The organism is Plesiomonas sp. ZOR0011, assembly GCF_000800945.1.
Taxonomy (GTDB): domain Bacteria; phylum Pseudomonadota; class Gammaproteobacteria; order Enterobacterales; family CAMTGL01; genus Plesiomonas; species Plesiomonas shigelloides.
In genome coordinates this window covers 181,455-194,752 of sequence record NZ_JRKB01000073.1, presented here as the reverse complement: position 1 = coordinate 194,752, position 13,298 = coordinate 181,455, and the positions used below count along the sequence as shown (strand labels likewise).

The window sequence follows — 13,298 nt, the reverse complement described above, 5'->3', positions numbered from 1 at the left end:
ACGGCTTGCTGCGTTTTGGGATCCCGTTATTTCCAGAAGCCTCTATTGAATTTGCTCCGGTGGCGATGGCGCTGGGGATTGTCGGGATTTTCTACGGCGCGTTATTGGCTTTTGCACAGACCGATATCAAGCGGTTGGTGGCATACACCAGTATTTCCCACATGGGATTTGTGTTGATTGCGATTTATTCAGGCAGTCAGCAAGCTCTGCAAGGGGCGGTGGTGCAGATGATTGCCCACGGCTTATCGGCGGCGGGGATGTTTATTCTGTGTGGTCAGCTGTATGAGCGCTTGCATACCCGAGATATGCGTCAGATGGGCGGCTTGTGGGGGCGGATTAAGTTCTTGCCTGCGATATCGCTGTTTTTTGCGGCCGCGTCGTTGGGGCTACCGGGAACCGGTAACTTTGTCGGTGAGTTTTTGATCTTACTGGGTACGTTCCAGTTGTTACCAAAAGTGGCGGTAGTGGCAACGTTTGGCTTGGTGTTGGCCTCGGTCTATTCCTTGATTATGGTGCAACGCGCCTTTTTCGGGCCGGCCAAAGAAGCGTCAACATTACCGGCGATGAGTTCACGCGAGTTGTTTATTGTCCTGCTGCTGGCGGTATTACTGGTATTGCTGGGCGTGTATCCTCAACCGATTTTGGATACCACGAATACCGTGATGCTGAGTGTGCAGCAGTGGTTTGTGCCTTTGTCTCTGAGTAAGGTGTAAGAATATGGCATTGTCATTACAGTCGTTAGTCGCCGAGTTGCCATTGATTATTACCGGTCTCACCGTGGTGTTATTGATGTTGTTGATTGCATGGCAACGTCATCACTTGCTGGTTGCCACAGTGTCTGTGGTGGGGCTAAATCTGGCACTGTTATCGCTGTTTATTTGTGCGCAAGTGATCCCGGTGCAGGTAACGACACTTTTACAGGTGGATGGCTATACCCTGTTTTTCTCCGCGTTGGTGCTAATTGCTACCTTGGCCTGTTGCACGTTTGCTTACTTGTGGCTGCAAGATTATCCCGACAATCGAGAAGAGTTTTACCTGCTGCTGTTAATTGGCTGTTGTGGTGGCTTGGTCTTGGCGGGGGCGCGGCATCTGGCGGCACTGTTTATCGGTATCGAGTTGATGTCGGTGCCGCTATTTGGCCTGATTGGTTATGCGTATCGACAGAAACGCTCTCTTGAAGCCAGTATCAAATACATGGTGCTGTCTGCCGCGGCGTCGGCGTTTATTTTGTTTGGCATGGCATTGTTGTACGCCGAGACCGGAACCTTGGTCTTCGGTGAAATCGGCGCTCTGCTGCAAAACAAAGAGCTCTTTATGCCGGTGTTGCTGGCTGGGCTTGGCATGATGTTGGTTGGCTTTGGTTTCAAGCTCTCTTTAGCGCCGTTTCATCTGTGGACGCCAGATGTGTATGAAGGGGCGCCAGCTCCGGTGGCGACGTTTATCGCGACCGCCAGCAAAGTGGCGATTTTTGCCGTACTGGTGCGGTTTTTACTGACCACACCGGTAGCCGATAACGGCGTGTTACAGCAAGTCCTGGGTGTGTTGGCGGTATTGTCTATCTTGTTCGGTAACTTGTTGGCGTTGAACCAGAACAATATCAAGCGACTGCTCGGTTACTCCTCGATTGCGCACTTTGGTTATGTGCTGGTGGCGTTGATTGCTGCTGATACGCTGCGTCTGCCCCAAGAGGCCGTTAGCGTGTATTTGGTGGCCTACATGTTCACGGCGCTGGGTGCGTTTGGCGTAGTGAGTTTAATGTCGAGCCCTTACAAAGGGCGTGATGTGGATTCTTTGTATAGCTATCGGGGCTTGTTCTGGCATCGTCCGGTACTCGCTGCAGTGTTAACCGTGATGATGTTGGCTTTGGCTGGTATCCCTTTGACGCTGGGCTTTATCGGTAAGTTTTATGTGATTGCGGCCGGTGTGCAGTCCGAGCTATGGGGATTAACGTTGGCGGTGGTGCTGGGTAGTGCCATAGGTTTGTACTATTACTTGCGTGTGATGGTTGCGTTATATCTGGCGCCGCAAGTGCAGCGCGTGCGTGATATTCAGGATAATTGGGCGCGTACCGCTGGCGGGGTGGTGCTGTTGCTGTCAGCAGCATTGGTGCTGTTGTTGGGGGTGTACCCACAACCGCTGTTATCGCTGGTTGCTATGGTACGGATTTTCCCGCTGCTGTAATTGTCATCCTGCGCGCTAACCCTGTGCCCGTGCTGGCATGTTAAAAACACTAAGCGCCCCAGAAGGGGCGCTTAGTGTTTATCCGGTATCCTTGCTCTTCGTGCTATTACACTAAACTGATTAGCGACTGCGTTTCTCAACCATGACGGTGAGCGGCTGTCTTCCCTGAGTTTAAACGGCTTACAGTTTAAATTGACCCACTTCCTGTTGCAGCTGACGGGTCAGAGTGGCCAGGTGCTCCGCTTGAGTGGCGGAGTGCTGCGCTTCTTGCGCCAACATAGCGGAGACTTCACGGATGGATTCCGTATTGGTGTTGATCTCTGCCGTTACCGAGGTTTGCTCTTCTGCCGCAGTAGCAATATGGCTCGCCATGTCGGAGATTTTAGTAATGGCACCGCCAATGGATTGCAGGTTTTCACTGGCCAAATCGGCATCATGAACGCTGGTATTTGCCAACTCATGGCTGGTGGTCATGGTGTTCACTGCGCGGTTGGTGGTGTTTTGCAGCGTTTCAATCATGGTTTGAATTTCTTGGGTAGAGGCATGAGTACGCTGCGACAGAACGCGGACTTCATCGGCCACGACCGCAAAGCCACGACCTTGCTCGCCAGCACGCGCCGCTTCGATGGCCGCATTCAGCGCCAACAAATTGGTCTGCTCTGCAATTCCCGTAATGGTGGCCAAAATCGAGCTGATGGCATGCGCATGCTGATTTAGCTCGCTAATGATTTGACCGGCACTGGCGACCTCGGCGGCCAGATCGCGAATTGAGCTTTGGCTTTGTTGAACCTGCGTTTGGCCTTGTTGACACAGAGATACTGCGTTTTGCGATGTGTGGGCGGTTTCCTCGGCATGGTTAGCGATCTCTTGGGTGGCGCTGGCCATCTCGGTGACGGCTGTGGCGACCATGGTGATTTCGTCTTGCTGGGTGGAGATGGCCACATTGTTGCTATTGGCAATATTAAAGGCTGCACTGGACTGATTTGTCAGTTCATCGGAGATCTGACTCAAGCGGCTGACCATGGCGTGCAAACGCTCAGTAAAGCGGTTAAATCCGGCGGCGAGCACCCCGATTTCATCGTGTGGATGTTGAGTATTGATGCGAACGGTGAGATCGCCTTCACCTTCAGAAATGTCATTAAGCGCGGTAGCAACGCGTTCGAGATCTTTAAATTGGCTACGGAAAAAGATCACGAGGAAAATACTAAAGACGATCAAAATGCCCAATGCGATCGCGCTTTGCAATAAAATCAAATTATTGGCATGAGCGAGAATGGCGTCTTTATCCATAATATAAATCATGGACCAGTCAGTTTTTTTAATCGGAGTGGCGTAAATCAATTTTTCATCATCGCCGAGCATCAGTGTGGTGAGAGCATGCGTGCTGTCGAGCTGATGAATATAATCGGGGGTAAAGACGCTGCTGATGGCGTTGATATTCTTCTGCCACATCTCTTTTTGCGGGTGGGCGACGATGGAACCATCGTTGCTAACTAAAATGGCATAGCCATTACCCGGCACGTCCATGTTAATCACTTCGTCGACCAGCTGCTGCAAAGATAAATCTGCACCCACGACGCCAATAATTTGACCATTTTCTTTTACCGGCTCGGCCATGGTGACAACCATAACTTGCTGGGTGGCGCTGATGTAAGGCGCGGTGGTGGTCAGTTGCCCTGCACTGATGGCAGATTTATACCAAGGGCGTTCACGTGGATCGTAACCGGCACGGTTTAACGACGGGTCTTGGCGGTACATCTTGCCATCAGCGGTGCCGTAGTAGGTCAGGCTGAAGTTAGCGGCTTGATGGGTTTGCAGTAATGCAGGCACCATATCGGCGGGCGGTGTTTTCTCCAGATGGTACTTTAAGGCGGACAACGCATTTTGCCGATCGGCTATCCAATCGGTGACACTTTGTGAGTAGGTTTTTCCCAGACGGTTAACTTCGATATAGGCATTGTTTAGAGCATCGTCTGTTACCGTTTTGTTGGAGATCAGCGATAAAGATAGCGCAGTAATAATAACTGCAGCGAGACTGCAAATAAGCAGCCTCGCTTTAAGCGAAAGGCGCATAATATACTCCGTTATGTATAGGGTTATTTTCCGTAAAACGGCGGGCAGGAATAATATGGGGAGTGTAAGTAATTAAGCGGGTTTTATCTTTGAATAGGATCACAAGAAATAGGCCAGCGTTGGCTGTTTGCTTTACTATCAAAATGGTCTTAATTAAGTATTTATACATGAAATAATCAAAGGTGCGTCATTTTAATGGCGGAACGATTTATTTTTGACGCTCCGAGTGGTTTTTTTATGAGGGAAATAGCATGATGCTAGCGTAAGCGTTTGATGCCCAGTGTTTCATATTCTGAGATTGAGGCTTGTTGTGATATCTGCTGCGTGAATGATTGGCTTTCTATCAGTATCACCTGTTTTTATTGTGTGTGTTCTGTTTTTGTTTTTGTTTGATTATCCCTCTGTATATTTTTATCGGAGTTTATTAATTACATGGGATATATATTTTGAGTAACATACGAGTGAATATTAACAACAGTAATAACAATAGTAACGTGTAAATAAACGTTTAAACACTTATTTCTTTAAGCGCCGATCTTCCATTTTCTTCAATGCCATATCACACAGCTTATCGGCTGCATTTAATTCGCTGAGAACCAAATGGGCATCTTCGATTTGTTGCTGCAGTTGGATGCGTTTATCTTCGATGAGATTTTGCATGCTGCGGATTTGCGCGCGGTTATCCCGCTCTGAGTCGTACCAATCAAACAAAATTTTGATTTCCGCGAGGGTAAAACCAAGGCGCTTGCCACGCAGGATCAGCTGCAGACGGATGCGATCTTGTTTGCCATAAATACGGGTATTGCCTTTGCGCCGAGGCGAAAGCAGGCCTTCATCCTCATAAAAACGGATGCTGCGGGTAGTGATCTCAAACTCATTAGCCAGTTCGGAGATACTGTAGTGGATGGAGTCCGGCATAACCTGCGATCCTTGCAAGATAAACGGTTGCTTTATAGATAAACGAGATCTCCCTTTATTTCAACGAATTGCGCGAAATAGCGGTAAATTTGTGTCGGTTATCTCACCGCTTGCTTGTGATGCTGGTCATACAAAAAGGCACGAATCGGTTCAGGAAGAGTGGATATGCGCAGATTCGAGGGGAAGAGTCAGGGGCCGCTCTGCCAGAACAATAGGCAGAGCGGAGCGCCGCAGATTAGGCTTGGATTCCGGACATGGCTAATTCATATTCCGGATTGTCCGTTTTTGGCACTGGACGTGCGCGACCTTCAGGGTCAACGGCTACATAGGTGAAGGTGGCTTCGGTGACACAATAACGCTGGCCGATAGGCTCGCTGGCCACTTTTTTCACCCAGACTTCCATGCGTACTTTCATGGAGCTGTTACCGACATGGACGGCTTTTCCATAACAGCACACGACATCGCCAACAGCGACCGGCTTGAGGAAGGTAATACCATCAACAGCGACGGTAACCACTCGTCCGTGAGCAATTTCTTTCGCCAAAATGGCGCCACCAATATCCATTTGGGACATGATCCAGCCACCGAAGATATCGCCGTTTGGATTGGTATCTGCTGGCATGGCAAGGGTGCGCAGCAATAAGATGCCTTCAGGTTTGCGAGGTTGTTCAGTCATACAGAGATCTCAAATGCTAACGGGCAGGCCCGGACATCAGCAAAGACCTCCACAAGGGAGGTCTTTTATTCAGGTTAATGGGTAATTATCGCTTACAACGGCGTGGCTGACTACGGCTGCTTATCGTTGGAGGCCGAATTGTCAGATTGTTCTGTCTGCGGAATATGGCGGTAGATATAGACTCCACTGAGGAGGGTAAAGGCCAGTGTCAGCAGTAACAGGCCAAACACTTTGAAGTTAACCCAGACCGATAACGGCAGATAGAACGCCACATAGATGTTGACCAGTCCACAGGTGGTAAAGAATAACGCCCACGCCAGATTCAACTTCTTCCAAATGGCGTCAGGCAGGGTAATTTCCTTGCCAAACATGCGTTGTACCAGTGTTGTTTTGGTCATCCACTGGCTGATCAGTAATGCAACCGCAAACAAGGCGTATACGGCGGTAACCTTCCATTTGATGAATACCGGATTATGCAAGACCATGGTCAAGCCGCCAAACACGGTGACGAGGCCAAACGTAATCAGCTGCATCTTTTCCACTTTACGCAGCAAGAACCATGTCAGGATAATCTGCACGGCGGTTGCAACAATCAGCGCACCCGTGGCGGCGTAGATGTCATAAAGTTTGTAGACCGCAAAAAAGACGATCAGAGGAATGAAATCTAACAGCTGCTTCATTAAATCCGTCTCTTGGTTGTAATGGAGGGCAAACTATACTCCATGATGTGGGGCAAGATAAATCCGTGTCAGAGATAAATTGCCCTTAATTGTTCGATGTCGGGCTGACGAACGCACCTGACTTACTTATCGAGCTTATCGAGCGCGCGAATCAGTACTGAGGTGTCACAGCGGCCATAGCCGGCGTCTTGCAGTGCGGCATACGCGTGGTCTACTTGACGGGTGATTGGTAGCTGGCTTTGATTATGCGCGGCTTCGTCAAAACAAATGGCCAAGTCTTTACGCATCCAGTCGATAGCAAAGCCAAAATCAAACTGATTGGCGGCCATGGTGGCGGCGCGGTTTTCCATCTGCCAAGAGCCGGCGGCGCCCAATTTAATCACATCGCGCACTTGCTCGACATCCAAGCCGGCATTTTGCGCAAAACGCACGCCTTCGGATAATCCGGCCAGTACACCGGCGATACAGATTTGGTTGACCATTTTGCACAGCTGACCACTGCCCGCAGGGCCCATCAGGGTCACGGCTTTGCCATAGGCGGTCATCACTTGCTGCGCTGGCGCAAAATGATTTGCATCTCCACCACACATGATAGTCAGCACGCCATTTTCAGCGCCCGCTTGGCCGCCAGAGACGGGTGCATCGATGAAATTCAGCTGATGAGCGGTGGCGTATTCGGCCAGCTCACGGGCTAAATCTGCCGAGGCGGTGGTGTGGTCAATTAAGGTTGCACCGCTTTTGGCGCCGGCAAAAATGCCGTCGTCACCGTAATAGACGGAGCGAACATCCTGATCGTTGCCCACACAGGTCATGATAAAATCGGCATCTTGCGCGGCTTCGCGTGGTGTGGCGGCCGCTTTACCACCGTGCTCAGCGACCCACTGCGCAGCTTTAGCTGCGGTGCGGTTATACACGGTCACCTGATGTCCGGCTTTTAATAAATGAGCAGCCATTGGGTATCCCATTACGCCCAGCCCGATAAAACTCACGTTTGCCATGCTATCAACTCCTTGTGTGTTTTCTGGTGTATTCGCATTATGAGGGGAGTAGGGTATACAACACCAGCATCGATCAGCTTTTTGAGGAAAACGTTTTGCAGGCACCGAAAGCGAAAAAAATCCCCTGTACCCACGTCAAACATGGTGAAGTCCGCCATGATCCCTATTACTGGATGCGAGAGTTGGACACCTCACCCGCGGTGATGGCGCACATTGAGGCGGAAAATGCGTATTGTTCGCATGTGATGTCGACGACTGCGACGCTGCAGACGCAGATTGCCCATGAGATCCGCAGTCGGATCCGCGAAGAGTGGTGCTCGGTGCCAGTGAGCGATGGGCCTTACCAATATTATTCGCGTTATACCCAAGGGGCGGAGTATCCGCTTTTTTGTCGTCGTCAAGGTGAGCATGGCGTTGAGGAAGTGTGTCTCAATGAACCTGAGTATGCGCAGGACAAAGCCTATTTTGATGTGGCCGGCGTTGAGGTGAGCCCGGATCATCGGTTGTTATTATGGGCAGCCGATGAGCAAGGCGATGAGCAGTTTTCCCTGCATTTACGTGACTTGACGTTAGAGGCGGATTTACCGCTGACGCTGGCGGCATGCTCTGGGAGTTTCTGTTGGTTTAATGATAATCGACATTTTGTCTATATTCGGTTAGATGAGCAAAACCGACCGCTTTCGGCGTGGCGCCACCGTTTAGGAACCACACAAGCCGATGATGTGTGCTTGTTGGATTTGCCAGATGGCGATCTGTTTTTGTCGGTTGAGCGCACGCGCGACAACCAATATCTGATTATTACGGCCGGTGGTTCGAGTTGCAGCCAGTGCTGGTATTTGCCGGCGGATAATCCGCAGGCGCAGCCACAGTTGGTGAGCCAACTGCGCGAAGGCGTGGAGTATTACGTTGACCACCGCCTTGGCGAGTTTTGGCTGTTGACCAACGATGAGCACCCGAATTTCCGAATTGCTCGTACTGCGGTTGCTACCCCATCGGCGGAGCACTGGCAGACGGTGATCGCGGGCAGTGATGAACGGCTGCTGGATAGCGTCTCTTGCTTTGCTGGGTTTGTGGCCTATAGCTCGGTACGTGAAGGCTTAAGTGCGCTGTATGTCTGGTTTGAGGATCGGCCCGAGCAGCAATTGCAGTTTGCCGATGCGGCTTGGGAGTGCGGGTTTGGCTCCAATCCTGATTTTATGACTCGGCGTTTGCGTTATAGCTACTCGACGCTCGTGCAGCCAGTGGCTATCTCGGAATACGATGTGGATAGCGGTGAGACGACCTTGTTACAGCAATATCCTTTGCCGGGATTTGATCCGCAGCAGTATGAGATTTTGCGTTTGTGGGCCACTGGCCATGACGGGGTTAAAATTCCCCTGACCATGGTGAAGCCAACGCGTGTAACTGGGGCGGCGCCACTGGTGCTGTGCGGTTATGGTGCGTATGGCGAGGTGGACGACTTGGGGTTGGCTCGTAGCTGGTTGCCATTGCTGGAGCGCGGCATGATTTGTGTGCAGGCACACGTGCGCGGTTCGGCGACGTTGGGGCGTGATTGGTATGAGCAAGGTAAACTTGCCCATAAACAAAACAGTTTCCGCGATCTGATTGCCTGCACCGAATACCTGATTGCACAAGGCTACACCCGCGCAGGGATGGTCGGTATTTCAGGTGGTAGCGCGGGTGGTTTATTGGTAGCGGCGGCGTTGAATTTGCGCCCAGAGCTGTTTGGGGCAGTGGTGGCGGCTGTGCCGTTTGTCGATACGTTGACTACCATGCTGGACCCTTCTTTACCGCTGACCTGCTTGGAATATGATGAGTGGGGCTGCCCAGAAGAGGAGGATGCGTATCAGTGGATCCGCGCCTATTCCCCGTATGACAATCTGCAGCCGAATGATTTTCCTCCGGTTTTGGCTACGGCTGGGCTGCACGATACGCGTGTAACCTATTGGGAGCCGTTAAAGTGGATTGCCAAGTTGCGCGATATGCAGCAGGGCAACGCGCCGCTGTTGTGTCGCACCGAAACCGAAGCGGGGCACGGTGGAGCATCGGGTCGCTATGGCTGGATTGAGGAAGCGGCCTTGATTGATGCGTTTTTAATTCGCTTTTTGCAGGCCAAGACCGAGCCGCAGGTTTCGGGGGTGTAATTGGTAAACGTAATGGCGACAGTATTTATGGCCGCTTGATTCGCTGATAACGCACTCAACGGCAGATAAATAAAGCACTGTAATGTAGCGGAGGACGTGAGCGATCTGTGCTGGGATCTGCTAACGTAACTTTATAGCGCGGAGTAAATATTGCGCTATTGCTATTAAAGTAAAGTTGCTGAGCGCGTGGGTATAGCTCGGGCGTGGCAGGCTACTGCATTTATACAAGGAGTGTCACCGATGTTCCGTAAGGTCATGGCTCGCTGGTTTCCCGGCTTGGCCGCATTAGGCCAGTATCAAAAGGAGTGGTTACGCACGGACATCCTTTCCGGCATCTCGGTGGCGGCGGTTGCGTTGCCGGTCGCTATTGCGTATTCCAGTTTGGTCGGGGTTCCGGCGGCGGCAGGGCTTTATTCTTGTATTTTGCCGATGCTGGCGTATGCCGTGTTTGGTTCATCCCGCCAGCTGATTGTGGGGCCGGATGCGGCAACGTGCGCGGTGGTGGCGGCGACCGTCGCGCCTTTGGCGATGGGAGATAGCGAGCGTTATTGGCAGTTGGTGGTCATGATGACGGTGATGACCGGCATCTGGTGTCTGATTGCCAGCCGTTTTCGCTTAGGGATGTTGGCCGATTTTCTTTCGCGTCCGATTTTGGCTGGTTTACTCAACGGCGTGGCGGTGACCATTATCGTCGGTCAGCTCAGTAAAGTGTTTGGTTTTACCTATGAGCAGCGCGGATTGATTGAGCGGGTACTGGCTGGGGCGCAGTATTTGCAGCATTCACATGTGGTGACGACTGCGCTCAGTATCTTGACGTTGGCGACCATTTTGGTGTGCCGGCGTTTGCGCCCACGGTGGCCTAACGCGCTGGTGGCGATGATTGTCGCGGCAGCGGCGGTTTGGTTGCTCAATTTAGGCCAGCAGGGCGTTGCGACCATTGGTTATGTGCAGGCCGGATTGCCGGTTGTGCAATGGCCGGTGTTTCCACCTGAGTTACTGCGCAATATGGTGATGCCAGCCCTGAACTTGGCGGTGGTCAGTTTTGTCAGCATGATGCTGACAGCGCGCAGTTTTGCTGCCCGTAATGGCTATGATATTGATGCCGATCAGGAGTTTCGCGCGCTTGGTATTATCAATTTGGCGTCGGCGTTTTCCCAAGGCTTTGCGATTAGTGGCGCAAGTTCGCGTACCGCAGTCAATGATGCCAATGGCGGTAAATCGCAGTTGGTGTCGATCGTTGCGGCGTTGATGATTGCCTTTGTGATGTTTTTCCTGACCAATCCTTTGCAGTATGTGCCCACCGCGGCGCTGGGCGTGGTGCTGATTTACTCCTCGTTTTATCTGATGGACCTGCGCGGGTTATGGGCGTTGCGTAAACGCAATAAAGGCGCGTTTGGTCTGGCCGTGTTTACTTTTATCAGCGTACTGGTGATTGGCGTGATCCCCGGCATCATGATGGCGGTATTGCTGGCATTAGCGCAGTTTATGAAAACGGTGTTTCGTCCGACCGAACAGCAATTGGGCCTCGATAGCAATGGGCTGGTGCGTTCGCGCGGTAACGGTAATGGGATCCGTCCGCTGCCAGAGGTATTAATGTACCGTTTCAACTCACCGCTCACCTACTTTAATGCGCCCTATTTTAAAAAGCGGGTGCTGGAGCTGGTGGATGAGGCCGAAGAGCCGGTGCGTTGGGTCGTGGTGGATGCGGTATCTAGCTTTACTCACGCTGACGTTAGCGTCATGGCGGTGTTGGAAGAGCTGAAAAATGAATTGCGTAAACGGCGTACTCGTTTAGTCATGGCTGGGCGTACAACGGAAATCTCGCGTTGGATTAAAAACTCCGATTTGCAAAGTGGTGACGATGGCATGGTGCTGGTACCGGATATTTATCTGGCGGTACGGCTGGTACAAAGTGCGCAGTGTGTGGAGTGTTCACTGGATGGTGGCGGTACGGCGTAATCTGATTACTGCATGTGGGATTTGTGTGTAGAGAGGGAATAGAGATCACCTCTTCGTCTGCTCAAATATCCCCGAATACCCCGAGAGCAAAAACGCAAAACGGCAGATTTCTCTGCCGTTTTTTATGCAATGCCGTTTTCTCGAGGTACTTGCTCGCGCTAGCGATTGATGATTATTCCACGCTTGCAGTACTGGCTTGCTCCTGTTGTGGTGCTAATTTCAGCATATACAGACGGAACAGGAAAATCAGCATCAGGGCGCTGGTTAGGTTATAGACCACACTCACCAGCAGTGCAAACAGTGATGGATGCAGGTTCAGCGCATTATCAATCAGCCCCAGAATGTAAACCGATGGCAGGCGCAGGCCTAGGTAGATAAACAAATAGCCTTGTAAGACCAAACGCATCCACGGTGTCGCACCGGCCCAGCTTGCTTTCATGGCATCTAGCATGTGCAAACGTTCGCTGACTAAAAAGCAAGGGGCGAAAGACAGTCGAATCGCCACATAAATCCCTGGCAGGATCAGCGCTAAAAAGCCGACAAAGGTCGCCAGTCCAGATAATACTTCCAGCCCTAACATCGAGAAATAGAGCGGCACACCGGCTTTCAGTGCGGTCATGGTGTTAGCTTGAAAACCACGGGAGCTTAGCAATACCAGACTCAGCAGACTGACGCTAAACAGCGGAGTGGTCAGGATGTTCAGCAAAGTTTGTGTGCGCATGCTTTGCATCATGATTTGGTCTTGCGACAGTTCGATGGAGTCTGGAGTTCCTATCATCAGGTATTCTGCCAGAACCACAATCACAGCAACGATCAGTGAAAGCAGCAGCACCGTATTCAGGTGATTACGGATAAAGTTAGCGCTGTCGCGTAATAAAGTTTGAGCGGTGATAGGCATGAAGTCTCCCCACAGTTCATGCAAGATTCTGTTTCGGGGGCTGATTGTAGCGGGTAGCAGCCCTCAAATGAAAGGGCTGCAGTGTGGTAATCGGTGTTTGTTCGCTGATGTGGGCTAATTTTCTGAAAATTTCAGTTTTAGATTAAGGTTCAGGCCGGTTCAGCCTCCGGTAGAGACGGTTGCCAAACGGGAACCGGTAAGGGCGGTAAACCATGTGCGGCGCGGGCTTTATCGCAGTCAGGGTTGTGGACGCCGTTTTCACCGGACATGGCAAATTGCCGACAGGTGCTGGAGCGTTGATGATACATACTGCAACTGACCGACTCACCAATCTGACCAGTTAACGCCACACAGCGCGCCGGACGTTGACCGGTGCCCTGCATGCAAACCAGATGCGGAGTCACTTGTTCAGTGAGATGTTCGGGTACTAAACCACCGCCTTCGGTAGTTTCGCCCCAGTAGAAAGAAACGCGGAAATAGGCGCAGCACGCGCCGCAGCTGACGCAGGGATTTAACTCATCACTCATGATTGCACACAAACTTCACTGTTATGGAGCAGACCACCACGCCTTTCGTATGCCTCAATGCTCATTTCTATGAGCGGGCGGGCGAAAGGGGTGTTTTCAACGAACTAATTCACTGCTGCGTTTTATAGCGCGGCGGCTACCGCTCTTCAAGAGGGGGCAAGAAATATCGCTGTAAATCAGTGCGATGACGGGATGTGGCTCGTAAGTATGCGTTTAACTGCCGCGGCAGCGGTGTGAAATAGGG

Annotated in this window: 11 protein-coding genes; 4 read left to right on the top strand and 7 right to left on the bottom strand. The window is 51.5% G+C overall.

The genetic code is table 11. The features are described 5' to 3' along the window. Both L975_RS14300 and nuoN read left to right on the top strand, forming a co-directional pair. Positions 1-713, top strand: a 713-nt coding sequence (locus L975_RS14300) for an NADH-quinone oxidoreductase subunit M (protein WP_047709113.1), incomplete at its 5' end; no start/stop codon positions are given. Between the two features lie 4 nt (positions 714-717). Next, positions 718-2,181, top strand: a complete 1,464-nt coding sequence (nuoN, locus tag L975_RS14295; RefSeq protein ID WP_039044885.1) for an NADH-quinone oxidoreductase subunit NuoN — start codon at positions 718-720, stop codon at positions 2,179-2,181. Positions 2,182-2,361: 180 nt separating this feature from the next. On the opposite strand, the gene L975_RS14290 is transcribed toward nuoN, so the two are convergent. The 5 genes from L975_RS14290 to L975_RS14270 form a co-directional block, all read right to left on the bottom strand. Further along, on the bottom strand, positions 2,362-4,254 hold the full coding sequence (locus L975_RS14290) for a methyl-accepting chemotaxis protein (RefSeq protein ID WP_047709112.1): 1,893 nt from the start codon (positions 4,252-4,254) through the stop codon (positions 2,362-2,364). Positions 4,255-4,770: 516 nt separating this feature from the next. Beyond that, entirely contained in the window at positions 4,771-5,172 is a 402-nt protein-coding gene (locus tag L975_RS14285; RefSeq protein WP_010863960.1) for a MerR family DNA-binding transcriptional regulator, read from the bottom strand. Between the two features lie 235 nt (positions 5,173-5,407). Continuing rightward, positions 5,408-5,848: an acyl-CoA thioester hydrolase YciA gene (gene yciA / locus L975_RS14280; protein WP_010863959.1), complete on the bottom strand. Its 441-nt coding sequence runs from the start codon at positions 5,846-5,848 to the stop codon at positions 5,408-5,410. Between the two features lie 110 nt (positions 5,849-5,958). Continuing rightward, the gene (locus L975_RS14275) at positions 5,959-6,528 is read right to left on the bottom strand and encodes a septation protein A (protein ID WP_047709111.1); all 570 of its coding nucleotides are present in this window, start codon (positions 6,526-6,528) and stop codon (positions 5,959-5,961) included. Positions 6,529-6,650: 122 nt separating this feature from the next. Next, on the bottom strand, positions 6,651-7,526 hold the full coding sequence (locus L975_RS14270; protein WP_047709110.1) for an NAD(P)-dependent oxidoreductase: 876 nt from the start codon (positions 7,524-7,526) through the stop codon (positions 6,651-6,653). A gap of 95 nt (positions 7,527-7,621) precedes the next feature. Here L975_RS14270 and L975_RS14265 point away from each other — a divergent pair, with 95 nt between their 5' ends. Together L975_RS14265 and L975_RS14260 are read left to right on the top strand one after the other, a co-directional pair. Further along, positions 7,622-9,670, top strand: a complete 2,049-nt coding sequence (locus tag L975_RS14265; protein ID WP_047709109.1) for a S9 family peptidase — start codon at positions 7,622-7,624, stop codon at positions 9,668-9,670. 240 nt (positions 9,671-9,910) lie between these two features. Next, positions 9,911-11,629, top strand: coding sequence for a SulP family inorganic anion transporter (locus tag L975_RS14260; protein ID WP_039044880.1), 1,719 nt, complete (start codon positions 9,911-9,913; stop codon positions 11,627-11,629). 172 nt (positions 11,630-11,801) lie between these two features. On the opposite strand, the gene L975_RS14255 is transcribed toward L975_RS14260, so the two are convergent. Both L975_RS14255 and L975_RS14250 read right to left on the bottom strand, forming a co-directional pair. Continuing rightward, the gene (locus L975_RS14255) at positions 11,802-12,527 is read right to left on the bottom strand and encodes a YciC family protein (RefSeq protein ID WP_047709108.1); all 726 of its coding nucleotides are present in this window, start codon (positions 12,525-12,527) and stop codon (positions 11,802-11,804) included. A 149-nt stretch (positions 12,528-12,676) separates the two neighbouring features. Continuing rightward, complete coding sequence (locus L975_RS14250) at positions 12,677-13,054, bottom strand: YkgJ family cysteine cluster protein (RefSeq protein ID WP_010863953.1); 378 nt, start codon at positions 13,052-13,054, stop codon at positions 12,677-12,679. Between the last annotated feature and the right edge of the window lie 244 nt (positions 13,055-13,298).

Excerpts from the sequence above, each read along its gene's own strand:
- nuoN (WP_039044885.1), top strand. The coding sequence starts at position 718 with ATGGCATTGTCATTACAGTCGTTAGTCGCCGAGTTGCCATTGATTATT.
- L975_RS14290 (WP_047709112.1), bottom strand. The coding sequence starts at position 4,254 with ATGCGCCTTTCGCTTAAAGCGAGGCTGCTTATTTGCAGTCTCGCTGCA.
- L975_RS14285 (WP_010863960.1), bottom strand. The coding sequence starts at position 5,172 with ATGCCGGACTCCATCCACTACAGTATCTCCGAACTGGCTAATGAGTTT.
- yciA (WP_010863959.1), bottom strand. The coding sequence starts at position 5,848 with ATGACTGAACAACCTCGCAAACCTGAAGGCATCTTATTGCTGCGCACC.
- L975_RS14275 (WP_047709111.1), bottom strand. The coding sequence starts at position 6,528 with ATGAAGCAGCTGTTAGATTTCATTCCTCTGATCGTCTTTTTTGCGGTC.
- L975_RS14270 (WP_047709110.1), bottom strand. The coding sequence starts at position 7,526 with ATGGCAAACGTGAGTTTTATCGGGCTGGGCGTAATGGGATACCCAATG.
- L975_RS14260 (WP_039044880.1), top strand. The coding sequence starts at position 9,911 with ATGTTCCGTAAGGTCATGGCTCGCTGGTTTCCCGGCTTGGCCGCATTA.
- L975_RS14255 (WP_047709108.1), bottom strand. The coding sequence starts at position 12,527 with ATGCCTATCACCGCTCAAACTTTATTACGCGACAGCGCTAACTTTATC.
- L975_RS14250 (WP_010863953.1), bottom strand. The coding sequence starts at position 13,054 with ATGAGTGATGAGTTAAATCCCTGCGTCAGCTGCGGCGCGTGCTGCGCC.